At 53.8% G+C, this 23,792-nt stretch carries 23 protein-coding genes; 20 read left to right on the forward strand and 3 right to left on the reverse strand.

Annotated features, from left to right (window positions below; genetic code table 11):
* Positions 1 to 11 precede the first annotated feature (11 nt).
* Complete coding sequence (locus SDD30_RS13330) at positions 12 to 1,616, forward strand: helicase-related protein (protein WP_434075418.1); 1,605 nt, start codon at positions 12 to 14, stop codon at positions 1,614 to 1,616.
* A gap of 53 nt (positions 1,617 to 1,669) precedes the next feature.
* Positions 1,670 to 2,704, forward strand: coding sequence for a RecB family exonuclease (locus tag SDD30_RS13335; protein ID WP_434075419.1), 1,035 nt, complete (start codon positions 1,670 to 1,672; stop codon positions 2,702 to 2,704).
* A 152-nt stretch (positions 2,705 to 2,856) separates the two neighbouring features.
* Here the strand turns inward: SDD30_RS13335 and SDD30_RS13340 are convergent, their stop codons facing one another.
* Entirely contained in the window at positions 2,857 to 3,735 is an 879-nt protein-coding gene (locus SDD30_RS13340) for a tyrosine-type recombinase/integrase (RefSeq protein ID WP_434075420.1), read from the reverse strand.
* Between the two features lie 271 nt (positions 3,736 to 4,006).
* On the opposite strand from SDD30_RS13340, the gene SDD30_RS13345 reads away from it, so the two are divergent.
* From SDD30_RS13345 to SDD30_RS13375, 7 genes are all read left to right on the forward strand, one after another.
* Positions 4,007 to 4,144 carry a hypothetical protein gene (locus tag SDD30_RS13345; RefSeq protein WP_434075421.1) on the forward strand — a complete coding sequence of 46 codons (138 nt, stop codon included), beginning with the start codon at positions 4,007 to 4,009 and terminating at the stop codon, positions 4,142 to 4,144.
* The gene (locus SDD30_RS13350) at positions 4,141 to 5,700 is read left to right on the forward strand and encodes a recombinase family protein (protein ID WP_434075422.1); all 1,560 of its coding nucleotides are present in this window, start codon (positions 4,141 to 4,143) and stop codon (positions 5,698 to 5,700) included. The genes SDD30_RS13345 and SDD30_RS13350 overlap by 4 nt, the downstream gene beginning before the upstream one ends.
* Before the next feature lie 24 nt (positions 5,701 to 5,724).
* Complete coding sequence (locus tag SDD30_RS13355; RefSeq protein ID WP_434075451.1) at positions 5,725 to 7,656, forward strand: GlgC family sugar phosphate nucleotidyltransferase; 1,932 nt, start codon at positions 5,725 to 5,727, stop codon at positions 7,654 to 7,656.
* Between the two features lie 159 nt (positions 7,657 to 7,815).
* The gene (locus SDD30_RS13360) at positions 7,816 to 8,397 is read left to right on the forward strand and encodes a 2-oxoacid:acceptor oxidoreductase family protein (protein ID WP_434075423.1); all 582 of its coding nucleotides are present in this window, start codon (positions 7,816 to 7,818) and stop codon (positions 8,395 to 8,397) included.
* Complete coding sequence (locus tag SDD30_RS13365; protein ID WP_434075424.1) at positions 8,397 to 8,693, forward strand: 4Fe-4S binding protein; 297 nt, start codon at positions 8,397 to 8,399, stop codon at positions 8,691 to 8,693. Before SDD30_RS13360 ends, SDD30_RS13365 begins: the two co-directional genes overlap by 1 nt.
* Positions 8,671 to 9,957: a pyruvate ferredoxin oxidoreductase gene (gene porA / locus SDD30_RS13370; RefSeq protein WP_434075425.1), complete on the forward strand. Its 1,287-nt coding sequence runs from the start codon at positions 8,671 to 8,673 to the stop codon at positions 9,955 to 9,957. Before SDD30_RS13365 ends, porA begins: the two co-directional genes overlap by 23 nt.
* Before the next feature lie 31 nt (positions 9,958 to 9,988).
* On the forward strand, positions 9,989 to 10,819 hold the full coding sequence (locus tag SDD30_RS13375; RefSeq protein WP_434075426.1) for a thiamine pyrophosphate-dependent enzyme: 831 nt from the start codon (positions 9,989 to 9,991) through the stop codon (positions 10,817 to 10,819).
* Between the two features lie 261 nt (positions 10,820 to 11,080).
* Here the strand turns inward: SDD30_RS13375 and SDD30_RS13380 are convergent, their stop codons facing one another.
* Positions 11,081 to 11,209, reverse strand: a complete 129-nt coding sequence (locus tag SDD30_RS13380; RefSeq protein ID WP_434075427.1) for a DUF2442 domain-containing protein — start codon at positions 11,207 to 11,209, stop codon at positions 11,081 to 11,083.
* A 253-nt stretch (positions 11,210 to 11,462) separates the two neighbouring features.
* On the opposite strand from SDD30_RS13380, the gene SDD30_RS13385 reads away from it, so the two are divergent.
* The 11 genes from SDD30_RS13385 to SDD30_RS13435 all read left to right on the forward strand — a co-directional run bounded on the left by SDD30_RS13385 (position 11,463) and on the right by SDD30_RS13435 (position 22,687).
* Positions 11,463 to 12,236 (forward strand): GntR family transcriptional regulator, encoded by a 774-nt coding sequence (locus SDD30_RS13385; protein WP_434075428.1) that lies wholly within the window; start codon positions 11,463 to 11,465, stop codon positions 12,234 to 12,236.
* A gap of 141 nt (positions 12,237 to 12,377) precedes the next feature.
* Positions 12,378 to 13,502, forward strand: a complete 1,125-nt coding sequence (locus tag SDD30_RS13390) for an ABC transporter substrate-binding protein (RefSeq protein WP_434075429.1) — start codon at positions 12,378 to 12,380, stop codon at positions 13,500 to 13,502.
* Positions 13,503 to 13,600: 98 nt separating this feature from the next.
* Positions 13,601 to 14,422: an ABC transporter permease gene (locus SDD30_RS13395; RefSeq protein ID WP_434075430.1), complete on the forward strand. Its 822-nt coding sequence runs from the start codon at positions 13,601 to 13,603 to the stop codon at positions 14,420 to 14,422.
* 1 nt (position 14,423) lies between these two features.
* Complete coding sequence (locus SDD30_RS13400) at positions 14,424 to 15,215, forward strand: ABC transporter permease (RefSeq protein ID WP_434075431.1); 792 nt, start codon at positions 14,424 to 14,426, stop codon at positions 15,213 to 15,215.
* Entirely contained in the window at positions 15,191 to 15,985 is a 795-nt protein-coding gene (locus SDD30_RS13405) for an ABC transporter ATP-binding protein (protein WP_434075432.1), read from the forward strand. Before SDD30_RS13400 ends, SDD30_RS13405 begins: the two co-directional genes overlap by 25 nt.
* Positions 15,986 to 16,004: 19 nt before the next feature.
* Complete coding sequence (locus tag SDD30_RS13410) at positions 16,005 to 16,757, forward strand: ABC transporter ATP-binding protein (protein WP_434075433.1); 753 nt, start codon at positions 16,005 to 16,007, stop codon at positions 16,755 to 16,757.
* A 22-nt stretch (positions 16,758 to 16,779) separates the two neighbouring features.
* A complete protein-coding gene (locus SDD30_RS13415) occupies positions 16,780 to 17,946 on the forward strand; it encodes an iron-containing alcohol dehydrogenase (RefSeq protein ID WP_434075434.1) in 1,167 nt (388 codons plus the stop codon).
* A 74-nt stretch (positions 17,947 to 18,020) separates the two neighbouring features.
* Positions 18,021 to 18,368, forward strand: coding sequence for a cupin domain-containing protein (locus SDD30_RS13420; RefSeq protein WP_434075435.1), 348 nt, complete (start codon positions 18,021 to 18,023; stop codon positions 18,366 to 18,368).
* A 140-nt stretch (positions 18,369 to 18,508) separates the two neighbouring features.
* A complete protein-coding gene (locus SDD30_RS13425) occupies positions 18,509 to 19,060 on the forward strand; it encodes a 4Fe-4S dicluster domain-containing protein (RefSeq protein ID WP_434075436.1) in 552 nt (183 codons plus the stop codon).
* Positions 19,060 to 20,892 carry an aldehyde ferredoxin oxidoreductase family protein gene (locus SDD30_RS13430; RefSeq protein WP_434075437.1) on the forward strand — a complete coding sequence of 611 codons (1,833 nt, stop codon included), beginning with the start codon at positions 19,060 to 19,062 and terminating at the stop codon, positions 20,890 to 20,892. The genes SDD30_RS13425 and SDD30_RS13430 overlap by 1 nt, the downstream gene beginning before the upstream one ends.
* A gap of 376 nt (positions 20,893 to 21,268) precedes the next feature.
* Positions 21,269 to 22,687: an aldehyde dehydrogenase family protein gene (locus SDD30_RS13435; protein ID WP_434075452.1), complete on the forward strand. Its 1,419-nt coding sequence runs from the start codon at positions 21,269 to 21,271 to the stop codon at positions 22,685 to 22,687.
* Between the two features lie 84 nt (positions 22,688 to 22,771).
* On the opposite strand, the gene trpS is transcribed toward SDD30_RS13435, so the two are convergent.
* Positions 22,772 to 23,785, reverse strand: coding sequence for a tryptophan--tRNA ligase (trpS, locus tag SDD30_RS13440; protein ID WP_434075438.1), 1,014 nt, complete (start codon positions 23,783 to 23,785; stop codon positions 22,772 to 22,774).
* Between the last annotated feature and the right edge of the window lie 7 nt (positions 23,786 to 23,792).

Genomic DNA, 23,792 nt, shown 5'->3' on the forward strand with positions numbered 1-23,792 from the left:
GAGAGAAAAAATTGGTCAATTATAGCGATGTCGTAGAAAAATTGATGAGGTCCGGGCGGTATCCTGCTCTCGTGTTTTTATTTAGCAGGCGGCTGGTGGAAGAAAACGCCTTTGCGGTAGCGACCAAACTCAATTTACTGGATGAAGATGTTAAAGCTTTAGTTATGAAACATATAGATGAAGGTCTTTCTCCGTTGGCCATAAGACTGCATGGTTCGTTAAAAAAATGTTTGCTATCAGGAATAGGGTACCACCACGCCGGCCTGCTGCCGTCGGCAAAACGGTTGGTAGAAACACTGTTTATCGAAGGCCTGTTGCCAGTAATATTCTGCACCGAAACCTTCGCTTTAGGCGTCAATTATCCAGCCAGGACAGTAGTAATTGGGCAGGTCACGAAGCGCGATAATGAAGGCTTTCGCCCGTTAACCAAAAGAGAATTGCTCCAAATGGCGGGACGTGCAGGCAGGCGCGGCCAGGATAAGAAAGGATACGTCTATATCTGTGTAGACCCCAGTTATCCAGAAGAAGTGCCTGTTAAACCGCCGCAGCAGCCAGAACCCATCCGGCCTGAGAGCGAACGCACGCCGGAAAGTGTTTTGCAAATTATTTCCGGATTGGGTCCGGAACGTGATGCCTTAAAAAAATACGTGACTAAAAGTTTTGCTGCATACGCGGCAGAAAGCGTAAAAGAAAACGCGCGAACCGAATGGGAAATTGCCCGCAAGAACCTTAAAAATGCTTTACGAAATAGAGGATGTGTCAAGTTTGAGCAATGCCAGCAACTGTGGGAGCAGTGCCAGCCATTAAGAAACGCTATCGACGATTTGCAAAATAACCTGCGTAAAGCGCGGAAAGCGGTTAAAAAAGCTAAAAAGAAAAATAAAGAAAAAGCAAAAGAAAAAGAACAAATTGCGACGGAATATTATCAAAAATTAGCCCTAAAAAAGGCCGAATTGGAAGCGCTATTTAGAAACGCTGGCTGCGAGAAAAGTGGCCCTGCAAATTGCTCTATTTTTGCCGAACTGGAAAAGATGGTGAAAAAAGCCGATTCTTTGCGCAGGCATTATGAAAAGCTGCCTGGCGCAGAAGAAGCCAGCTGGGGGGCTTTCGTAAAAGAAGCTGAAAGTCTGGTAGATGCAGGTTTTTTGACGTCAGGGTGGACGTTGACTGAAAAAGGCAAGATAGCGCTTGATGCCGGGCCTGCCGGAGTTCTTATGGCTGAAGTGCTGGACCGCATTATAAAAAAAGATGCCTCCAGCATAGTTGAACCGGAATTGCTGGCCGGTCTTGCGACAGGCTGCCTGTGTGAAGAAAATGGTTGCAGAGCAGCGGGAATTGTAAAGGACGCTTTGGAGTTTTTAAGAAAGCGGGGCATAGAAAAATATTATTCAACCGATATGCAGGATGCTGTGCAAGATTGGGTGAACGGAAAACCTATTGAGAAATGCGCTTTACTACTGGATGCCGGGCCTGGAGATTTTGTAATGCTGGCCCGCAGGGCTGCTGAATCCTTGCGCGGGCTTGCGGACAGCGCTACATGTCCGGAACAAATAAAAAAGGTTGCGCGCAAGGCTTATAAGTCTATCTGGCGCGATGAGGTAGCTGAAGTATTTTAGAACTAGCCGGCAGGAACCTGCCGGCTTATCAATTTCAAAGGGAGAGGATGAATATGCCTTACTCGTTTTCCCGCCTGGAGCGTTTTAAGACGTGCCCTATGAGCTATTTCTTGCATTACGTGGAAAAGATACCGGAACCGCCTTCCAAGCCTTTAGAGTTCGGCAAGGCCTGCCATATAGGCATAGAAGCCGGGCTTAAAGGGATGGACCCGGCGGCTTCAATCGATCAGTATGCAACGACAAAAACAAAATTGCTGACCCCCGAAGATGCGGACGAAGCCAAAAAGCTCGCTGAAAGATTTTTAAACAGCTACACACCGAGGGGGAAAATTTACATTGAGCAGGAGCTGAAAGGAGTAATCAAGGGCGAAGATATTATAGGTTACGCAGATCTGATAGAGATAGACGGCAACAGTATGGTAATAACCGACTTCAAAAGCAACTGGCAGAAATATTCCCCAGTGGAAAAAGCGCAGTTACCGCTGTATGCGTGGCTGGCGTCCCAACAGACGGGGATAAAAAACGTCCAGATAAGGTTGTGGTTTTTGCGTTACGTGAGGGAGCCGGTGGTCCAGGTGGCTGCGACCGACGACGTGATGCTTCAGGGGGTGGCCTGGACGGCCGGGAAGATAGAAGAAATCCGGGAAGCCATGTCATACCCCGGCAATATGGGTTTTGAGCCCAAGTCGGGGTCACAATGCAAGTATTGCGGCTACGCGGTAAGTTGTTTGGACATCATGGCTCCTGCGGACATCGAAGAACTGGCCAGGACAGCTTTAAGGCTGGAAAGGGCGCTGGAGCTCATAAAAGAGCCGTTAAAGACTTACGCTGCCCAGTACGGCTACGTCCAGGCCGGTGACCAGTATTACGCCCATTTTCCCAAGTCAACCTGGAAGTTTAAAAACATCCAAGCATTTTTCAACCTGCTTCAGGAAGCCGGGGAAGACCCGTGGGATTACTTGGAAGTGAGCGGGTTTAAGCTCAAGAAGCTCCTCAATGGTCCCCTTGGAGATCAAATAAGGGCGATGGGCGAGGAAAGGAAATCCAGTTATTTTTCGCACCACGACAAGCCGCCGGAGACAAATTAGCAAGTAAAAACCAGCAGGCAGCCCCGGTGAATCTCCCCTCACCCCCCATTCCGCGCTGGAAGCCCCGGCCTTCAGGCCTGGGGAGGAAGGCGCGGTTGATTTTTCCAATAAAGATTTCTGATGGTCCAGGCCCGGCCTTAAAAAGCCGGGCCTTAATTATTTTCCTGGTCGCCAATATCGACGGCTTTCTTAAGTTCGTCAAAGCTCGGCCTGGTATAAACTGCCGTGATGTTCAGGTTTTCGTGTCCCAAAATAGCTGCAACTTTAACCAGGTCGACGCCTTTATTGAGCAAATTTGTAGCGCAGGTATGCCTCAACGTGTGGGGGCTTAAACATTCAATCCTGGCTTTGTAGGCGTACTTCGCCAGGATTTCCTGGACGCCCCTTACCGTAAGGGGGCCCCGCTGGCCGAGGAATATCCTACCGCTGGTCCTATCGCCCAGGTACTCTTGCAGAACTTTCCTTACATTTGCAGGGGCGGGCACTTCCCTGGTCTTGTCCCCTTTGCCGTTTCTCACCGTTATCTTACCCTGCCGTTTCAACTCCACGTCTTCAACCCTCAACCTGACCAGTTCCCCGATTCTCAAGCCGCAGTACATAAGCACGTAAACTATAGCCTGGTCCCTCAGCTTTCCTTCCCGCATCACGGCCCGGAGGAGGGCGTTCTGTTCGGAGCGGGTCAAAGCCCTGGGCGCTAGTTTTTCCTGGCGCACCTGTTTGGGCATTTCAGGGATCCGCTGCAGTATCCCCTCTTTGTTGGCCCATTTCAGCCATTTGGAAATGGCCGCCAGCCGGCGGTTAACTGTAGAAGGTTTATACTTTCGCATCAAATACTGCCGGTACTCGGCCAGGTCGAGCTCGGTGACCAGTTCCGGTTTTAAATCTTCGCCGGTGGTATGCGCGTACCACCTGGCGAAATCTTTAAAGTCATATTCGTAGGCGGCCACCGTATTTTCGCTCGGGTACTCGGCATGAAATGACTCTAAAAAAGGGGCGAAAACATTATGCGATGAGTTTTTGCTGGTTTCCATGAAAAGCAGTCACTCCTGATTAAATCACGGTAATCATTGAAAAACAAGAGAAGGGGGGATATGATGGACAACCTTACCAGAACTATTATAGCATAGATTTTGTCCAAACTCAACGCATAAGCTTACTTATATTCTAAGATTATATGATGAGCTGGCTCCGGTAGGATTTTTGCTCTTTATGTAGAATATGATGAGGAGGTTAAAAACATTGCTTCCGGTACGATTACGAATAAACCGGCATGGGAATACTCCCATCCGGGGTGATGAAAGGGTGAAGCCTGAAGTGTTTGTGGTTTATGATAAAAATAATGGCGCGACGAGATTAAAAGATGCTTTTGCCTTGCTGGCTAATTTGTTTGAAGCTGAGATGGGTCAAGAATTCAGGACGGCAGGAGATAGACGGCAATGAGAGCCGCTATATATGTGAGGGTATCTACCGAAGACCAGGCAAAACACGGATATTCTTTGCACGATCAAAAAGAGTCCTGCAAGGCCAGGGCTTTAGAATTGGGAGCCAGCGAAATATTGGAATTTGCAGATGAAGGCGTATCAGGAGAACTTCTGGAAAGGCCGGGTCTTACGGCGCTGCGCCAAAGCGTCAAAGCCAGCCAGGTAGATCTTGTGGTATGTTACGATCCCGACCGTTTATCCCGCAACTTGGCCCACCAGTTACTCGTCACCGACGAAATTGAGAAATCCGGTGTACAGTTGGATTTTGTCAATTTTGAATGGCAGAATACCCCTGACGGGCGCCTTTTCTATGCGCTGCGCGGTGCCATTGCCGAATTTGAAAAAGAAAAAATACGAGAGCGCACGACGCGGGGCAAATTGCAAAAAGCAAAACAAGGCGGCATACCTATTAACGCTAACCCTTACGGTTATATATTTGAAAACGGCGAGTTAAAACCCCATCCCGTCGAAGCGGAAATCGTGCGCATGATATACCGCTGGTTTACGACCGAAAACGTTGGGTTTAATACAATCGTCACGCGCCTGGCTGAATACGGCATTCCCAGCAGAAAAGGCAATAAAACGTGGCAAAGACGAGTGATTAAAACTATTTTAAGCAACCCTGTCTATATTGGAATATTTTATTATAACCGCCGGAATTGCCAAGGTATGGGTTATAATAAATTTTTGCCGATAGAAAACAGGATCAAAGAGAAAAAAAGGCCGACAGAAGAGTGGATACCTATTCCCGTACCGGCTTTAATCGATAAAGAAACATGGGATAAAGCCCAAGAAAAAACACAGAAAGTGCGCCGTTTGTGGAGCGGTTGCTCAAAAGAAAAATATTTGCTATCTGGTTTGGTGACCTGCACTGACTGTGGAAATAATATGCACGGCTATCTCAGGACAGAAAAAAATGGGAAAAAAATTCGCTGTTATACATGCGTTCACACGGAAGCAGGAGCCATAAATTACGGTTGCAGGCCAATTAAAAGAATAAATGCCGATTTATTGGAACAAATTGTCTGGGAGCAAGTTTGCGCGTGGTTAAATAACCCGGAAGCCTTAATAAAAGAGGTCAGAGAACGCTCGAAAGAAAAAGAGTTAAAAACTGATCTTGAAACGATAAATAAACACTTGGCAGAAGTGGAAAAAGGACGCGATAATATTAGAAACGCCCTGGCAGCAGGTCTTCTTGAACTCGACGGCAAAACCTCAAAAATACTGCAAGATCTAAAAAGCAGAGAAAAACAATTATTAGTCCGCAAAAAAGAAATCGAGGCCGCTTTATATAAAAATGCGGTTACAGAAACTAAAGCGAAGGAAATATATGGTCAGGCCGCGAAATTTTTATCTCGCCTGGATGAACTTGTTTTTGACCAAAAAAAAGCCTTAATCAGGATGTTGGTCAAACAAGTAAGCGTAAGTGGCAAGGGTAAAAACCTGCGAGTCACGGTATTCGCTACGTTTGCCCCCGAAGCTGAAATTGCCAAACAATTAGATGCTCCCGGCTAACTTGCGGGTACATCTGTGTTTAACATGGGTAACCTGAGCCAGTACCGCCAGGCCCAGGAGGATATCTTGCGGGGCCGGGTAAAAGTCCAGGTAGTGGGCGAGGACCAGGGCGGCGGCGTGGTAACGGGTGAAGGGGTGGAGATCGCCCCCGGGGCCCGGGTTGAAGGCCCAGTGCTCATCGGTGGCGGTTGCCGGATTGCCACCGGCGCCGTCGTGGGCCCTTTTACCGTCCTGGGTCCCTACACCCGGGTAGAAGAGGGCGCCACCATCAAACGCTCCATCCTGTGGGATAACGTCTATGCCGGTGCCGGGGCCGGCCTGCGGGGGGCGGTGGTTTGCAGCCGGGCCAGCCTGCAGCGCCGCGCCCAGGTGTATGAGGGGGCCGTCATTGGTGATGGCAGCCAGGTGGATGCCGGGGCCGAGGTGCGGCCGGAGGTCAAGGTCTGGCCGGAAAAGTGTCTGGGCCGGGAAACGGTGGTCCACGAAAGCCTTATCTGGGGCCGGGGCCTGGCGCGACCCCTCTTTGCCGGCAGTCAGGTTACCGGATACCTCTACGGCGATATCACCCCCTTCCAGGTGACCCGCCTGGGGATGGCCTATGGGTCCAGTTTCCCGGCGGGGGCGACGGTGGGCCTGAGCACCTTTGCCGGCGGTGCCGGGGAAATGCTTTATAAGTCCCTGGCCGCCGGCCTGATGGCCGCCGGGGTGAGGGTGGCCGACCTGGGCTCCTTGCTGACCCCCATGCACCGTTTTGCCATCCGCTTCTTGGGCTTGGACGGCGGTTGCCATATCAAACGGGATGCGGCGGAAGGGGATAAGGTGCGACTGCATCTGGTAAACGACCGGGGCCATGACCTGAACCCCGGGGCCATCCGCAAGATCGAGAATCTCTACTGGCGGGAAGACGGTCGCCAGGTGCAGGAGGCACGGGCCAGCCTCTCTTTCCCGGCCCTCCGGGAGGCTTATCGCGACTGGTTGGTAGCCAGCCTGAGTGATGATGGTTTAAAGAAAAAACCGCTGCGGATAGCCCTGGGGGGCCAGGGGCAGGTGGCTGAGGTGGCCGGGGAGGTCCTCCAGGCGACCGGGGCTACCGTTATTCGCCTGGATCTTGATCCCACTAAAACCTGGCAGCAGGTCCAGGACGATTTGCCCTATTTTGCTGCCGAGGTCCGGCGCCACGGCGCCGACCTGGGGGCGGCCCTGGACCCCAACGGCGAGGAATTAATCCTTTTTACCGGTGAAGGGCGACGGGTAGACCCGGCCCTACAAATGGCCCTCATGGCCCGGGTTTACTTAGAGTCCAACCATGGGGCCAGCCTGGTCCTGCCGGTGACGGCGCCGCGGGTAGTGGAACGGATCGCTATAAACCTGGGTGGCCGGGTGGAGCGGGTCAAGAGCCACCCCGGTATTCATCAGGAGGCCATGGCCCGGGCGGACGAGGAGACCCAAGCTGGCAGGCGGCAGCCAGCAAGCATCGCTGCAGTTACCACTCCGGTTAGCGGGGGGACTAACGCCGGCAGGCAGCCGTCGCAGGTTGACGCCAGCCGCGAAAATTACCAGGGTCCCGCGGTGCTGGGCCAGCAGCACCTGCAAATGGACGCCCTGGCGGCCCTCCTGCACCTGATGGACTGGCTGGCCCGGCGGGAAGAGAGCCTGGACCATGCAGCGGCCGAACTGCCGGAGATTTATATCGCCAGCCGGACCGTGCCCTGCCCCTGGGAGGCCAAGGGCCGAGTCATGCGCACCCTTATTAGCGAGGAACCGGCGGATCAGGTGGAGCTCCTGGACGGGGTTCAAGTCCGCCGCGGGAAGGGCTGGTCCCTGGTCCTCCCCGACGGGGAGACCCCCCATTATCATATTTACAGCGAAGCCTTTTCCCAGGAGGCGGCCGAAGAACTGGCGGGCTTTTACGAGAAACGCCTGAAAGACTTGATCACCCGGGAGAAAAGAAACTAATCTAATCCTGTAACCTCTAAGCCTTATCCACAAAAAGAGTGTCTCTCAGGTTTCCCAACCACTTTACCGGGCCACCTTAAGGTGGCCCTTTTTATCGACAAATATTACTTGCTAGTAATATCACCTGGTGGTAAAATATAGTCAGCAGGAGGTGGAAGAATGCTGCAAATTCGCTGGCACGGCCGCGGCGGCCAGGGGGCCGTCACAGCAGCCCGGATCTTTGGCCTGGCGGCTGCCGTCTACGGCGGCTGGTACGCCCAGTCTTTTCCTTCCTTTGGTACCGAGCGCCGGGGAGCGCCGGTAACGGCCTTTACCCGCCTGGACGACCGGCCTATCCGCGACCGCAGCCAGATCGCTAATCCCAACTATATAGTCGTCCTGGACGCGACTCTCTTGGAAAACACCGATGTCTTTGCCGGCCTGGCTCCGGGGGGCATAGTACTTATTAATAGCAATCGCAAAGTGATTAACGATCGCGAGAATCGCGACAACTGCGTTTTGTCCCGGTCCGGGTTCCATTACCTGGATGCCACCCACCTGGCCCGGGAAGTCCTGGGGGTCCCCATAGTCAACACGGCTATGGTGGGGGCCCTGGCGGGATTGAGCGGGCTGCTCCCGGTAGAAGCGGTGACCAGGGCCATCGCCGGCGTGCTGCCGGAGAGGCTGGCAGCCAGAAATAGCGATGTTGCCCGGCAGGCCTTCGATTTGATGGCCGGTTTAGCAACTATAGAGGCGGAGTGATGTCCTTGTTAACCGAAGACATTTTACAAAAAGGACCCAACCTGGCGACTCCCTTCCTGGGGTTTACCACCGGTTCCTGGCGGACGGAGCGGCCGGTCCTGGACCCCGGGCGGTGTAATAATTGCCTGACCTGCTGGCTCTTTTGCCCGGAGGGCTGTTTTACCCGGGGGGACCAGGCGGTCGCTTTAGATTTAGATTTTTGTAAGGGCTGCGGCATCTGCGTGGCGGAGTGTCCCCGGCAGGCCCTGGCCCTGGTGGAAGAAGGTGCTGCCAGTGCGCACTTATCTGAACGGTAATGAGGCGGTGGCAACAGCCGTCCGGCTGGCCCGGACCGAGGTAGTGGCCGCCTACCCCATTACGCCCCAGTCGACCATTGTGGAGAAGATTGCTGAATTTATCGCCGACGGCTCCATGGCGGCGGACTACATACGGGTGGAGTCGGAACATGCCGCTCTTGCGGCCTGTTACGGCGCCGCCGTAACGGGGACACGGGTTTTTACCGCTACTTCCTCCCAGGGTCTGGCCTACATGTATGAGATGCTCCATTACGTCAGCGGCTGTCGCGTACCCCTGGTTATGGCCGTGGCCAACCGCGGCCTGGCGGCGCCCTGGACCATCTGGGCCGACCACCAGGACGCCATCGCTTGCCGCGATACGGGTTGGATCCAGCTCTACGTGGAGACCGCCCAGGAGGCCCTGGATACCTGCCTCCAGGCCTATAAAATTGCGGCCCATGCAGAGGTGTTGACGCCGGTTATGGTCTGCCTGGACGGTTACGTCCTCTCCCATACCGAGGAGATTGTCGACGTACCGGACCAGGAAGTCGTGGATCGCTTTTTACCGCCCTACCAGGCGGCATATGCCGTTGACCCTGAGCGGCCGTATGTTTTTGGCGTCGGCGCCGGCCCGGAGCTTTATCCGGCCTTTAAATATCACCAGCAGCAGGCCATGTTCCGGGCGCAGGAGGTCATTAAAGAGGTGGACCGGGAGTTCGGCGCCCAATTTGACCGCACTTACGGCGGTCTGGTGGACCCTTATTTTTGTGAGGATGCGGATGTGATCCTGGTGCTGATGGGGGCTACGGCCGGGACGGCCCGGGAAGTAGTTGATGACCTACGCCGCCAGGGTGAACAGGTGGGCCTCCTACGCCTGCGGAGCTTCCGGCCCTTCCCGGCGGCCGACCTGCGGTCGTCCTTGGCTGGAGCCGGGGTGGTGGCTGTGCTGGATAGGGATTGTTCCTTCGGTTATGAGGGCGTGCTGGCTACGGAGGTTAAAGCAGCCCTTTACGGATCGCCGGCGCCGGTGGCGTCCGGGTCAGGTGAGGCTTTGGAGGGTCGACGGGGTCAGTTCCCGGTAACCGGGCCTTCCGGCATCCCGGGCGGATCGGGAGCCCCGACCGGATGGCTAGGTACGCCCCTGGTGGCCGGCTTTGTCGGCGGCCTGGGCGGCCGTGATATCGGCCCGGCGGATTTGGCCGGTATTTACCGCCAGTGCCTGGAGGCGCTGCGGCACCGGGAGCAGGGCGGAGAACTAGTTCTCCGCGGCGGCTGGCAGAAGTAAGGCTGGAAGTCTATTTACGGAGGATTTCATCATGATTAAAATAAAGGAGTTACCCGAGGATGAACTGGTCCGGGGGTCCTATGCCTGCGCCGGTTGCGGCGGGATCCTGGCCGTGCGCATGGCCCTGAAGGTCCTGGGGCCGGAAACAGTGATTGTTACTACCCCGAGCTGCCTCCTGGGCGTAACCACCTTTTACCCCCAGCTGGCCTTTAAAGTACCTTGCGTCAATGTGACCTTCCCCAGCACAGCGGCGGCCGTCTCCGGGGTGGTGGCCGGCCTGCGCCGCCGGGGAAAGGCAGGGGTTAAAGTGGTGGGCCTGGCCGGCGACGGCGGCACCGTGGATATCGGGCTTCAGGCTTTATCGGGCGCTATCGAACGGGGCGATAACTTTATCTTTATCTGTTACGACAACGAGGCCTACATGAACACCGGTGTGCAGCGGAGCGGCGCCACCCCCCTGGGAGCGCGGACCACGACGACGCCGGTAGGCAGCGTAGGCCGGGGGGAGGACCGGCCCAAGAAGGATATGCTGCGGATCGTCGCCGCTCATAATATTCCTTACGCAGCCACGGCGAGCATCGGCTACCCCCAGGACTACCTGACCAAGGTGCAGAAGGCCATGACGGTGGAGGGGCCGGCTTACATCCAGGTCCTGGCGCCCTGCCCACCGGGGTGGGGCTATCGTAGCGACTTGACGGTAAAACTCGCCCGCCTGGCCGTCCAGACGGGTCAATGGCCCCTGGCCGAGTATGCAGAGGGACGATTGACCGTTAAAGAGATTACTAATACCCGGCCCCTGCCTGATTACCTAACTCTCCAGGCCCGGTTCGCCCATCTGGTGGGCAGGCAACCAGTTGGCTAGCAGGTTGCCCTGGGCCAGACAGGAGTTGCGCTAGCTCATGCATTTGCACGCTTAGGAGATAGGTCAGTTTATTATAAATAAGAAGTATGAAAGTTAAAGCGGAGCCTGCAGGCCCCGCTTTAACTATTGGTGTAGCTAGTAACTAATTTCCTATTCTTCCAGAGCTCATACTCGCTTAAATCCAGTTCATCGCTCCAGCTAATACCGTAACCGCCGGCATCGACCCGGACCATGCTGAAAATAATGGGGTCACGCAAAATATTAAAGGTTAAAGGGCGGCCTGGTAATCAGGGGCTGCATATCGTGTTTTTTAACTTGGCCGTTATCAAAGGTGACAATTAACGTATAATCTTCTAACGGTTGCACGTCTATGACTGTGGGATAGAACATAGATTTTCATGTAAACTTAACGCTATTGGTGGTGAGTGCCGGGCACCCGGGCAGTAGTACAGCGCTCCTCGGGTGTCAGACGGACCTGACAATAAAAAGTCTGTAAGACTAAGGATAATTATAGCAGATGGAGAAGATTTATAAAAATTAATTTACCATCCCCATTGACGGATAAGCGGCCGAACTGTATAATAATTATAAACCATCATTCTTAGTATATTTACTAATTAGCCAAGAAGACGAGGTTTTACAGATGGAGATTGATCGCAGTAATCCTTTGCCCCTTCATTCGCAAATAACCCAGCAATTGCTCCAGCAGTTTATGGCCGGCAAATGGAAGGTTGGCGACCCTTTTCCCACGGATAAGCAGCTCATGGAGGAGTTCGGGGTCAGCATTACTACCGTACGCCATGCCTTGGGGGAACTGGTACGTGAAGGCTTGATTGAACGGCGGGCCGGAAGGGGTACCTATGTTATCAAAACGGCCCAGGAGAATCTGGGTAAATTGCGGGGTTTTTTTGAGGAAATGAATGCCCAGGGACTCAAACCCAGCGCGGATATTCTGAAAATGGGCGCTATCCAGGTTACCCCTGTTCTCCTCGCCAGGTACCCGGAACTAACAACCTTTGCGGCGCAACAACTTTTCCGAATCGATAAAATTCAAAAGGCCGACGATATGCCCCTTACTTATATCCGTAGTTTTTTACCCCTTGACGTAGGGCGGCAATTAGCTACTTATGACCTTGTCTCCCATGGTATTTACGAGTGGTTGGAAAACAAGTTGGGAATAAAGATTGAGCGGGCTGAGCAAACCATTACCGCTATAGCTGCCAGTAGTAAAGAGGCGGGGATTTTGGGTATTAAGACCGGCTCTCCCTTGTTAGTAACCCAACGGGTAGTGTTCACCAGCGGTGACCACCCTATTGAGGTGTACTATAACTATGCCCGGCCAGATCGTTATAAGTTCTGGGTGCAGATGTACCGTAATGGTAACGATAAAAATACAGGGGTGATTTTTATGACGTAAAAAATTTTAGCTAGATCCGGCAGAATAGATGCAAAAGGGGATCAAGGGTGATAATTATACTGGAGGTGGAATAGACAATAAATAATTTAAGATGCCATTAAATAAATAATATGAAACTTTACATTAAAGGGGGTTCAAAAGGTGAAAATACCTAAGGTTGGCGTTTTAGTGATAACGGCGCTAGTACTGGGATTCATAATGGTGGCAGGTTGTGGCGGCAATAAATCATCAGGGTCAAACGCCAGCAGCACCAGCGGCAATTCCGGTACTCAACTGGAAACAATTGCTGTTAGCCATCAGCCCTGCCTTCACGCCTTACCTACTTATATGGCCATGCAAAAGGGATGGGATAAAGAAGCGGGATTAAAAATTGACTTTCAATTCTATCCTTCGGGCCCACCACAAAATGAGGCCCTGGCTTCCAACAAATGGGAGGTCGGAGCTGAGGGTGCCGTCCCGGCTATGCTGGCCGCCATCCGCTACGGAGCCTATATTATTGCCATATCCAATGATGAATCTGAAACTAATGATCTCTGGGTGCGGCCGGATAGCCCCATTTTGAAGGTTAAAGGTTATAACCCCAAATATCCCGAAATTTATGGTTCACCGGATACCCTCAAAGGCAAGACCATCCTCCTTACCACGGCCTCAACGGGACATTATGCCGTTATTGCCACTTTACGGGCCCTCGGTTTAGATGAAAAGGATGTCAAACTCGTTCATATGGAGCAGTCACAGGCTATGGCCGCTTTTGAAGCCGGTCAGGGCGACGTTGTCCAACTTTGGGCACCTTATGATTATATTGCTCAAAGCAAAGGCTGGGTCAAGATATCATCAGGATTACGGGCGGGGGTAAAGATACCTGGAGTTGTATTAGCTAGTAAAAAGGCTTTTGAAGAGAACCCGGAGAAGGTTGCCAAGTGGTTAAAGCTCTATATGAAAGGTATCCAGGAGATGAAATCTAACCCTACAGAATCGGCTAAAATACTTGACGCCTATTATAAGGAACATGGTTTAACCCTGGATCAAAAAGCTTTATCGCAGGAATTCACACTACGGCCGCTATTCAATACCAAGGAACAGTTAGCCCTTTTCAGCAAAAAGGACGGGGGTACAAGCGAGGTTGAGAATTGGATGGCTGGCCTGGCGGATTTCTTCGTTGCCCAGGGACGGATTACCGAAGCCGAAAAAGATAAATTTTTAAAGGGAGGGTATATTACCGATAAAATCTTAAAACTAGTAGCCAATGAGGAAAACAAGAAATAGCCTCACTTTTAAATTAAATTTAAAACGATAATTACCTTTTCCGGCTGCCGCTTATCCGTCAAGGGGCAGCCGGAAAATCTGGCAAAGGGATGGGATAAATGAGCACATCAATGCCGGCAGCCCCTAAAAGCAGCCTTAACGTTAAAGGGTCACATCAGAACTCCCTGGCCTGGTTATCGATCCTCAGTCTCCTTGTATTTTTACTTATTTGGTACGGAATTGTTCATTTTGGCATCATCTCGAAAACCTTACTTGCCTCTCCGGCCGAAGTGTTGACCACTTTCTGGTCAAAGCTTTTTAACCGCGCCCCTGATGGGGCTACCCTGGGGGCCCATTTTAAAACCAGTTTATTGCTGGCTCTGACAGGGTATATATCCGCGGTAGTTATCGGGGTTCCCTTGGGCTTGCTCATGGGTTGGTATAAAAAAATAGACGATGCCGTAAAACCAATCTTTGAGATAATCAGGCCCATCCCGCCGATTGCCTGGATTCCCCTGGCGATCTTGTGGTTCGGCATCGGCTTGCCGGCCAAAGCCTTTATCATCTGGCTGTCGGCTTTTGTCCCCAGCGTTATTAACTCTTATGCCGGGATTAAATTAACAGAACCGGTGCTGATTAATGTCGCCCGGACCTTCGGTGCCACCAACTGGGAAACCTTTTTAAAAATAGGTGTGCCTTCAGCCTTACCTATGGTTTTTACCGGTTTACGCCTTTCTTTAAGTTCGGCCTGGATGACCCTGGTGGCAGCGGAACTACTGGCAGCTACTCAAGGCCTGGGGTATATGATCCAGATGGGCCGCACCCTGGCGCGGCCGGACGTCATTATTGTGGGTATGTTGACCATCGGTTTTACCGGGGCGGCCATGGCTTATATCCTGGAAAGGTTTGAAGGCAAACTGGCTCCCTGGAGGAGGTCCTAAAATGATAGCTAAGGTATCACCACGGTCTGCAGTTTCCCGCGCTTTACCTTTTATTTCCCTGATAATAATCATTATAGCCTGGCAAGCAATAGCTAGTGGTGGTTATTTCGGCAAATCCTTACCTGCGCCCACAGCGGTTATGAGCCAGTTCTTAACAATGCTGGCCAAACCTATCGGTAAAACCAGTCTTTATGGCCATGTTTGGGCTAGCATGAGGCGGGTATTAACCGCCTATATCATAGCCGTAATTATCGGCGTTCCCCTGGGTTTATTCATGGGCTGGAATAAGAAAGTAGACGCCATTGTCAAGCCTATCTTTGAGATCTTCCGTCCCATTCCTCCTATCGCGTGGATCCCCCTTGCAATTCTCTGGTTTGGCATTGATGAAACGCCGAAGGTCTTCATCTGCTTCATCGGTGCTTTTGTGCCAGCAGTAATGAACGCCTATACGGGTATTCGTTTTACAGAACCACTTTTGTTAAACGCCGCTCGTACTTTAGGTGCTAACCAACGGCAATTATTTACGGAAGTAGCCATACCATCGGCGTTACCCGCTATTTTTGCTGGGTTACAGAACGGCCTGAGCCTTAGCTGGATGTGTGTCCTGGCAGCCGAGATGGTGGGCGCCCAGGAAGGGGTCGGCTACCTGATTCTATTGGGAATGGATATGAGCAACCCGGCCATGATTATTACCGGAATGTTAATCATCGGAGCTGTAGGTGCTTTAATTGCCCTGGCCCTACGTTATGTTGAAAGGTGGGTCTGTCCTTGGAAACGGGAAATATCCATTTAACTAATAAAGGAGCGAGTAAAAATAAAATAAGTTGCAGTCACCTTTCGAAATCTTTTTTTGGCCTGAACGGTACTATAACTGAGGTCTTAAATAATATCAACCTGACAGTAGCCGAAAATGAGTTTCTAGTAATCCTGGGTCCTGGACAGTGTGGCAAAACAACGTTTCTCAATATTATGGCCGGACTGGAAACACCAACATCCGGCGAAATACTACTCGAGGGAGAACCGGTTGTCGGCCCCAGCCCTAAACGGGGCATGATCTTTCAGCGTATTGCCCTCTTTCCGTGGAAGACGGTTATGGAAAACGTAGCTATGGGTCCCAAACTCCAGGGCGTGGGCAAAAAAGAAAGAGAGGAAAAAGCCGCTTACTATATTAAACTGGTTGGACTGGAGGGCTTTGAGAAGGCCTACCCGCACCAGCTGTCCGGGGGTATGAAACAAAGGGTTGGTATTGCCCGGGCCTACACAAACGATCCCGAAGTATTACTTATGGATGAGCCCTTTGGTCATCTCGATGCCCAGACCCGTTACCAAATGGAAGACGAGGTTTTACGTATTTGGGAGCAGGCAAAACGAACTGTGGTGTTTGTTACCAATAACATTGAAGAAGCCGTATACCTGGGTGATCGTATAATACTTTTTAGCCGTTGTCCGGCTACAGTTAAAGCAGAGTATAGCCTCAATTTGCCCAGGCCACGCCAGTATACCGACCCCAGGTTTTTAGAGTTACGCCAGGAAATCGCAGCACAGACTGATCTGGCCCTCTAACTGAAGGAGCGATTATGATATGGATGTTAGGGAACGTAAAGCAAAGGTTCAGGTAAGGAATTTAACAAAGAGTTTCGGGGATCTTTTAGTACTTAACGATATTTCTTTCGATGTTCACCAGGGGGAGTTTTTATGTATCGTCGGCCCTACCGGTTGCGGTAAAACAACCTTTCTTAACGTTTTAACTAAACTTATACCGGCAACCAGGGGCGAGATTTTTATCGATGGAGAACCGGCTAACCCGCGCAAGCACAACCTTTCCTTTGTTTTTCAGGAGCCCTCAACTATGCCCTGGAAGACGGTGGAAGAAAATATCCGCTTCGGATTGGAGGTGAAAAAACTACCGGAGGATGAAATAAAGAGACGTGTAGACCAGGTGGTTGAACTGGTGGGTTTAAAAGCTTTCCGTCACTATTATCCCCGCCAGCTATCGGCAAGTATGGATCAAAGGGTGGTGATTGCCAGAGCCTTTGCAATGAACCCTGATTTATTGCTTATGGATGAGCCTTATGGTCAGCTCGACATAAAATTGCGTTATTATCTTGAAGATGAAGTTATTCGTATTTGGCGAGAACTAAAGAGCACTGTAATATTTGTGACCCACAATATTGAGGAAGCTGTTTATGTGGCCGAGCGGATCCTGGTATTGACGCCCAAACCTACTACTATAAAAAGCGAGCTTAAGGTTGATCTGCCACGACCCCGTAATTTTGCTGATCCGGAATTTGTACGTATCCGGGAAGCGGTTACAGAAATGATCAAGTGGTGGTAAAAATAAGCGGGAGGCAAAAAGGATGCTTAACAATATAATGAAAGGCTTTAATTTCGTCTGTCCTACTCAGGTTGTCTTTGGCCCTGGTAAAGCGTCTACCGTAGGGATTGAAATTAAAAGAATAAACGGCCATAAAGTCTTTTTATGTACCGATGCCGGCATAATAAAAGCCGGCCTGTTGGACCGGGTCCTTGATTCTCTGCGGGCCTCGGATTTGGCCACAGTAATTTTCGATGCCATCCAGACCAACCCAACCATAGAAATTATCGAACAGGGTTATGATTTATTTAAAGCCGAAGAATGTGATGCCCTGGTGGCTGTCGGCGGCGGCAGCTCTATTGATACAGGCAAGGCCATCGGGTTATTAAGCACCAATCCGGCCCCCTTAAGCCAGTATGAAGGGGCAGATAAGGTTCCGAACGCCATCCCGCCGCTAATTGCTATCCCTACGGCCGCCGGAACCGGAGCCGAAGTCACCTTTAGTTCCGTAATAACTGACGTCCAGCGTAACTATAAGATCTCCATTCGCTCACCTTTATTGGCACCGCGGGTGGCACTGCTAGACCCAGAGATGCTGGTTTCATTACCACCTCATATAGCGGCCGCCACTGGTATGGATACCTTGACTCACGCTATTGAAGCTTATACCTCTACCGCAGGTACGGTTCTGACGGATACCCTGGCCCTGGAAGCCATCAAGTTAACTGCCGAGTACTTGCCGCAGTTTTATGCCAACCGCAAGAATTTGGAGGCGGCAGCAGCCATGCAGCATGCCTGTGTTTGGGCCGCCATCGCCTTTGCCAATGGCCGGTTGGGTAATGTTCATGCCATGGCGCATCCCCTGGGAGGCCATTTTAATGTCCATCACGGCGTAGCTTGTGCTATAGTTCTACCACGAGTGATGGAGTTCAGCCTGGCGGGCGCACCGCGGAAGTATGCCGAGGTTGCCAGGGTAATGGGCGAAGTGGTCGACGGCTTATCCCTGATGGCGGCGGCGGCCAGAGCTCCAGAAGCGGTTTATCAGTTAAGCCGGCAGATCGGGATCCCGGCAGGATTGACCCAGGTAGGGGTTACTGAGGAGCGCATCCCAGCTATGGCTCAGGATGCCGTGGCCAGTGGTATTCATACCACTAACCCGCGCCAGTCTAACCTTGAGGACATAATTGCCCTTTATAAAGCCTGTATGTAGTTTTCGGACAGGAGGTTAGGTTTGCTGCAAAGAGGTTTATCGACAGGAGTATCGGGAGCAAGGGGAGGAGTATTATGGATGGGAAACAGGTTATAAGCCATGAGGTAAAACCGGTGCTTCTGGCCAACGGCGAGCGCCAGGTGCGTATCTTGTTGGATGCAACCGGTCAGTCAGATTTACCCCTGGCTTTGGCTCAGTATAGCTATCGACCTGGAGTAACTGGTCCGCGCCATAACCATACCATTGCAACGGAAGTCTACTACTGCCTGCAAGGTTCAGGTGTTGTAACGATAGGAGAGGACGTCTATAGCCTGGCCCCGGGGGTGGTAGTATATATTCCTCCGGGGCAGGATCATCAGACGACGAGCGGAGAAGAGGGCCTGGAGTTTCTGGCTTTCTTTACTCCACCTGTCCGGTTTTAGTTTAACTTAACTTAACTTAACTTAACTTAAATGGATCATTTTATCCTTGCTTTTCAAGGAGTATGCTAGTATAATATACTAAAATATAAGTTTATACATTTACGTGTGGTATCTAGGGAGCCCTATAAGGGGGATTTATCATGAACGTCCTGGTTACCTACCCCGAGCGTTGCGTCGGCTGCCGGATCTGCGAGCAGTGGTGCTCCTGGAAGCACGAAGGCCGGGTTAATCCCACTAAGGCCCGGGTGCGGGTCAGCCGGGTCCACGCCAAGTACCTCAACATCCCGGTAACCTGCATGCAGTGCGCCCAGAGTCCCTGTATCGCCGCCTGCCGGGAGGGGGCCCTGAGCAAAGACCCGGCCACCGGAGCGGTGGTAGTTAATGAGGAGAAATGTATCGGCTGCCGGCGCTGTATCCGGGCCTGCCCCTACGGCGCCGTGGCCATTGATAAGGAAAAAAAGGTAGTTCTCATTTGCGACCTTTGCGGCGGTGACCCCCAGTGCGTAGCCCACTGCCGGGAGCAGGCCATCGAGTATGTCCCCCTGGCCGTGGCCGACCGGGGCCAGCGGACGGCCTACGTGGAAACGGTGGCCGCCACGCTGGCCGAGAAAATTAAGGCAGGCCCGCCAGCGGCCGCCGGCGCCCGGGGGCAGCACCAGCGCCGGGCCGTCGGGGAAGGGGGATGTCAATAATGGCTTTAAAAGGACTGGCCGGGAAGATCCTGCGGGTCGACCTGACTGCCGGGAGGATTACCACCGAGCCCACACCGGCAGATATCTTCGCCGGCTACATCGGCGCCCGGGGTGCCGGCGCCTACCTGTTGCTTAAGGAACTAAAGCCCCACACCGACCCCCTGGGTCCGGACAATAAGCTCATTTTTCTCACCGGGCCGGTGGAAGGCACCCTGGCGCCGGGTGCCAACAAGATTACCGTCACCTTCCGTTCACCCCTGACGGGGACCTATTCCTTCTCCCTCTGCGGCGGCCACCTGGCCCCGGAGGTGAAGTTTGCCGGTTATGACGGTATTATTATCGAAGGCCGCGCCGACCACCCCGTCTACCTGTGGATTGACGACGACCGGGTTACCCTAAAGGACGCCTCCCACCTGTGGGGTAAGCTCACCCACGCCACGGAAGACGCCATCCGCGCGGAACTAAGGGACGACGCCATCCGGCTGGCCTGTATCGGCCCGGCCGGGGAAAAATTGAGCCGTTTCGCCTGCATCCAGAGCGATTACCACCGCGAGTTCGGCCGCGGCGGTGCCGGGGCGGTCATGGGTTCCAAAAACCTGAAGGCTATCGCCGTCCGGGGCACCGGCGACGTGGAAGTGGCCGACCCGGCGGCCCTGGAGGCACTGACGGAAAAGGTCTATGGCATCCTGGCCGGCAATCTTAAAGCCAAAGCCCGGCGCCACTATGGCACCCCGGAAATGGTAGACGGTACCAACGGCGTCGGCTACTGGGGGACCAACAACTTCAGTACCGGTTATTTCGAAGCGGCGGATAAACTCAACGCCGCCAGCATGGCGGAGCAGATCTTCATCGGCCATTCCTCCTGCTATGCCTGTCCCATCGCCTGCGGCAAGGTGAGTTATGTCCGGGGCGGTCCCTATGCCGGCACCATGATCGAAGGGCCGGAGTTCGAGTCGACGGGGCTCCTGGGAGCCAACTGCGGCGTCTCGGATTTGGCCGCCCTGGTGAAGGCCGTGGAAATCTGTGACACTTATGGTCTGGATACCATGTCCGCCGGGGCGGTGGCCTCCCTGGCCATGGAGTGCTATGAGAAAGGCATAATCACCCCGGCGGATACCGGTGGCCTGAGCCTGCGCTTTGGCAACGGCGAGGCCCTGGTGGCTTTGGTGGAGAAGATCGCCCGGCGGGAGGGCATCGGCGACCTCCTGGCTGAGGGCTCGAAAAGGGCGGCGGAGCAGCTGGGGGTTCCCGATCTGGCCATGCAGGTCAAGGGCCAGGAGTTTGCCACCTACGAGCCCCGGGGCTGTAAAGGAATGGGTTTGACCTACGCCATTTCCCCCAAGGGCGCCCACCACATGATCGCCCCTACCATGGGCGCCGAGACGGCCGGCGATGGCAGTAAGCGCTTTGAGTATAAGGGCAAGGCCGCCCTGGTGCGGGAGACCCAGTTCCTGCTGGCCATCGTCGACTCCCTCTCCCTGTGCTCCTCCATGCGCTTCGCCCTGGGGTTAAAGGAGCAGATCGAATTGTACCGGGCCGTGACCGGCCTGGCCCTGGATGAGGAGCAGGCCATGCTCATCGGCGAGAAGATAACCAACCTGGAGCGCCTTTTTAACCAGCGGGAGGGTTTCGCCCGTAAGGATGATTACCTGCCGCCACGGATGCTCAAAGAGAAGATGCCTACCGGGCCCAGCCAGGGCCACCTGGTAGAACTCGACCCCATGCTGGACGAGTATTATGACCTCATGGGCTGGGATCGCCAGGGCCTGCCGACGGCGGCCAAACTAGCCGCCCTAGGCCTGGCGGAACTATGGCAGGAGGTAGGTGCCTAAAAAAAGAACGGTAAATGGTAACTGCCAGCCTGCTTGGTTGATGAGCCTTTCACCGTAAAAAGTCAGGGAGCCTATATGTTGCCGGGCTGCGTGGGACTACTCCTCCCCTCATTTTTATATTTTATATATGGGGGAAGGCAAGCTGCCTTCCCCCATCTTTACAATGATCGCTATGTTTAAACAAGCATAACCCAGAGAATCATATTTTTATATTTTTTTGGAAGAGCCCCGCAGGGGGACAAACTCCACCAGCGAACGGGGAAAAATGCAAGGTGGGCGGGCTTTAATCTGAAACTGGCGCAGTCAGTTTCTCCAGGAATCCCACCTCTCACCTCCCACTTCCCACATCTCATTTTGAAGGAGGCTGTGCAAGATGCTGCCTGTCTATCGTTTATTTATCAACGGTGAATGGGTAACTACGGAACAAAAGGGGACGGTAATCAATAAAGCCAGCGGTGAGCCCCTGGCGGAGTATTGCCTGGCCGGGCCGGCGGAGGTGGACGCCGCCGTGACAGCAGCCCGGGCCGCTTTCCAGCGGGAAAAAATAGAGCCCTACCGGCGTTATGAAATATTAAAGAAGGCTAGCGAATTACTGCTGGAACGCCAGGAGGACCTCGCCCTGACCATCAGCCGGGAGGGGGGTAAGACCCTGAAGGAAGCCCGGGGTGAGGTCGGGAGGGCTAGTCAAACCCTGCTGGTAGCGGCCGAGGAGGCCAAGCGCCTGCAGGGGGAGATTGTCCCTGTTGAGGGTTCCCCCGGGAACGCCAACCGCCGTGCCTGGACTATCAGGGTGCCCCGGGGGGTGGTCTGCGCCATCACCCCCTTTAACGCCCCCTTAAACCTCTCCTGCCATAAGATCGGCCCGGCCCTGGCCGCCGGCAATGCTGTGGTTTATAAGCCGGCCAGCGCCACCCCTATAACCGGCGCCAAACTCTGCCAAGCCCTGGCCGATGCCGGCTTGCCGGCCGGTTATCTGAATATGGTCCTGGGTTCGGGGGCCGCGGTCGGTGACGCCCTGGCTAAAGATGGGCGCATCGCCTTTTATAGCTTTACCGGCAGCCCGGCGGTGGGTCTGCGGCTTAAAAACAGCGTCGGCTTCCGGCCCGTGGCCCTGGAACTGGGCTCCAACTCACCGAATATCGTCCACAGCGATGCCGACCTGGACCTGGCGGTAGAGGCCTGCACTCGTTCCGCCTTCGCCAATGCCGGCCAGCTCTGCATCTCCGTCCAGCGGGTCTACGTCCAGCAACAGGTCTATGATGACTTCTGCCGGCGGGCCGTTGATTTAACCCGGACTCTCAAATTGGGCGATCCCCTGGATCCGGCCACCGACATCGGCCCCATGATCAGCGAGGCCGAAGCCCAGCGGGCGGCAAGCTGGATCGCCGAGGCTGTGGCCGGTGGCGCCCGGGTGCTGGTGGGTGGCCGGCGCCGGGGTGCCTGGCTGGAACCCACCATTCTGGCAGACGTAACTCCAGCGATGAAGGTCTGCCGCCAGGAACTCTTTGCTCCGGTTTTCAGTATCGCCCCTTACGATACCATTGAGGCAGCCATCGCCCTGGCCAACGACTCCCGTTACGGCCTCCAGGCCGGGGTCTTCACTAATTCCCTGGATGTGGCTACCCGCTGCGCCCAGGAACTGGAATACGGTAGTGTCATTATTAACGACGTCTCCACCTTCCGCGCCGACCTCATGCCCTACGGCGGCGTCAAGGAGAGCGGCACCGGCAAAGAAGGCCCGCGCTACGTTATCCAGGAGATGACGGAGGAGAGGCTGGTAGTACTGCGGATTTGAGGGGAATGAAGGGAGCAGTATCCTGGCATCCGCGATTATCACCGTCGAATCAAGAAGCAGTCCTGAGGGACTGCTTCTTGCTAGCTACCGGCCGGGGAAGTAATTGATCTTCATGGCCTCCCGGACCTGGCTGATGGTTTCCCTGGCTACTATACGAGCCCGTTCGGTTCCCGTCATAAGAATTTCATCCACCAGTTTAGGATTGGCCTCGTAGCGGGCTCTTCTTTCCCGCATTGGCTCCAGCAATTCGTTGAGGGTGGCAGTCAAACGCTTTTTGCAGGCCACGCAGCCGATGGCGCCTTTCTTGCAAGATTCCTCGATCTCCGGGATAACCGTCTTATTAAAGGCCCCGTGGTAGGCGAAAACGGTGCAGATATCAGGGTGACCCGGGTCGGTAGCGCGGATGCGGGCCGGGTCGGTGACGGCGTTTTTCACCCGGCGCGCGACCTCTTCCGGCGGGTCGGCCAGGTGGATGGCGTTATCCAGGGACTTGCTCATCTTGGCCGCTCCATCCAGGCCCACCAGGCGCGGTACCTCCCCCACCAGGGCCTCGGGCTCCACCAGGACCGGGCCATAGAGGCTATTGAATCGCCGGACGATCTTCCGCGCCAGCTCAATATGGGGTAGCTGGTCCTCACCTACCGGCACCAGGTTGGCCTTGCAAAAGGTGATATCCGCCGTCTGGCTGACCGGATAACCCAGGAAGCCGTAGGTCATGTCGATATAGCCCCGCTGGGCGGCCTCCGATTTGATGGTCGGGTTATGGCGTAAGGTATTGACGGTGACGATCATGGAGTAAAAGACCGTCAGCTCGGCGATCTCCGGGATCAAGGACTGGACAAAGATGGTGCTTTTCTCCGGGTCGATGCCCGCCGCCAGGTAGTCCAGGGCGACCTCGCGGACATCGCCGGCCAATTTTTCCGGTTCCTCGAAGTTGGTAGTCAGGGCCTGCACGTCGGCGATAATCAAAAAGGTATCATACTCATCCTGCAGTCGCACGCGGTTAATCAGGCTGCCGACATAATGGCCCAGGTGCAGTTTGCCCGTCGGCCGATCCCCGGTTAAAATCCGCCCTTTTTTCTTCAATGTTGTCACCATTATTATT

The organism is Moorella naiadis (nom. illeg.), assembly GCF_051020825.1.
GTDB classification, from domain to species: Bacteria; Bacillota; DSM-521; order Neomoorellales; family Neomoorellaceae; genus Neomoorella; species Neomoorella naiadis.

Excerpts from the sequence above, each read along its gene's own strand:
- SDD30_RS13430 (WP_434075437.1), top strand. The coding sequence starts at position 19,060 with ATGGCTTTAAAAGGACTGGCCGGGAAGATCCTGCGGGTCGACCTGACT.
- SDD30_RS13350 (WP_434075422.1), top strand. The coding sequence starts at position 4,141 with ATGAGAGCCGCTATATATGTGAGGGTATCTACCGAAGACCAGGCAAAA.
- SDD30_RS13410 (WP_434075433.1), top strand. The coding sequence starts at position 16,005 with ATGGATGTTAGGGAACGTAAAGCAAAGGTTCAGGTAAGGAATTTAACA.
- SDD30_RS13420 (WP_434075435.1), top strand. The coding sequence starts at position 18,021 with ATGGATGGGAAACAGGTTATAAGCCATGAGGTAAAACCGGTGCTTCTG.
- SDD30_RS13400 (WP_434075431.1), top strand. The coding sequence starts at position 14,424 with ATGATAGCTAAGGTATCACCACGGTCTGCAGTTTCCCGCGCTTTACCT.
- SDD30_RS13425 (WP_434075436.1), top strand. The coding sequence starts at position 18,509 with ATGAACGTCCTGGTTACCTACCCCGAGCGTTGCGTCGGCTGCCGGATC.
- SDD30_RS13415 (WP_434075434.1), top strand. The coding sequence starts at position 16,780 with ATGCTTAACAATATAATGAAAGGCTTTAATTTCGTCTGTCCTACTCAG.
- SDD30_RS13375 (WP_434075426.1), top strand. The coding sequence starts at position 9,989 with ATGATTAAAATAAAGGAGTTACCCGAGGATGAACTGGTCCGGGGGTCC.
- SDD30_RS13335 (WP_434075419.1), top strand. The coding sequence starts at position 1,670 with ATGCCTTACTCGTTTTCCCGCCTGGAGCGTTTTAAGACGTGCCCTATG.
- SDD30_RS13395 (WP_434075430.1), top strand. The coding sequence starts at position 13,601 with ATGAGCACATCAATGCCGGCAGCCCCTAAAAGCAGCCTTAACGTTAAA.
- trpS (WP_434075438.1), bottom strand. The coding sequence starts at position 23,785 with ATGGTGACAACATTGAAGAAAAAAGGGCGGATTTTAACCGGGGATCGG.
- SDD30_RS13365 (WP_434075424.1), top strand. The coding sequence starts at position 8,397 with ATGTCCTTGTTAACCGAAGACATTTTACAAAAAGGACCCAACCTGGCG.
- SDD30_RS13380 (WP_434075427.1), bottom strand. The coding sequence starts at position 11,209 with ATGTTCTATCCCACAGTCATAGACGTGCAACCGTTAGAAGATTATACG.
- SDD30_RS13360 (WP_434075423.1), top strand. The coding sequence starts at position 7,816 with ATGCTGCAAATTCGCTGGCACGGCCGCGGCGGCCAGGGGGCCGTCACA.
- SDD30_RS13340 (WP_434075420.1), bottom strand. The coding sequence starts at position 3,735 with ATGGAAACCAGCAAAAACTCATCGCATAATGTTTTCGCCCCTTTTTTA.
- SDD30_RS13385 (WP_434075428.1), top strand. The coding sequence starts at position 11,463 with ATGGAGATTGATCGCAGTAATCCTTTGCCCCTTCATTCGCAAATAACC.
- SDD30_RS13355 (WP_434075451.1), top strand. The coding sequence starts at position 5,725 with ATGGGTAACCTGAGCCAGTACCGCCAGGCCCAGGAGGATATCTTGCGG.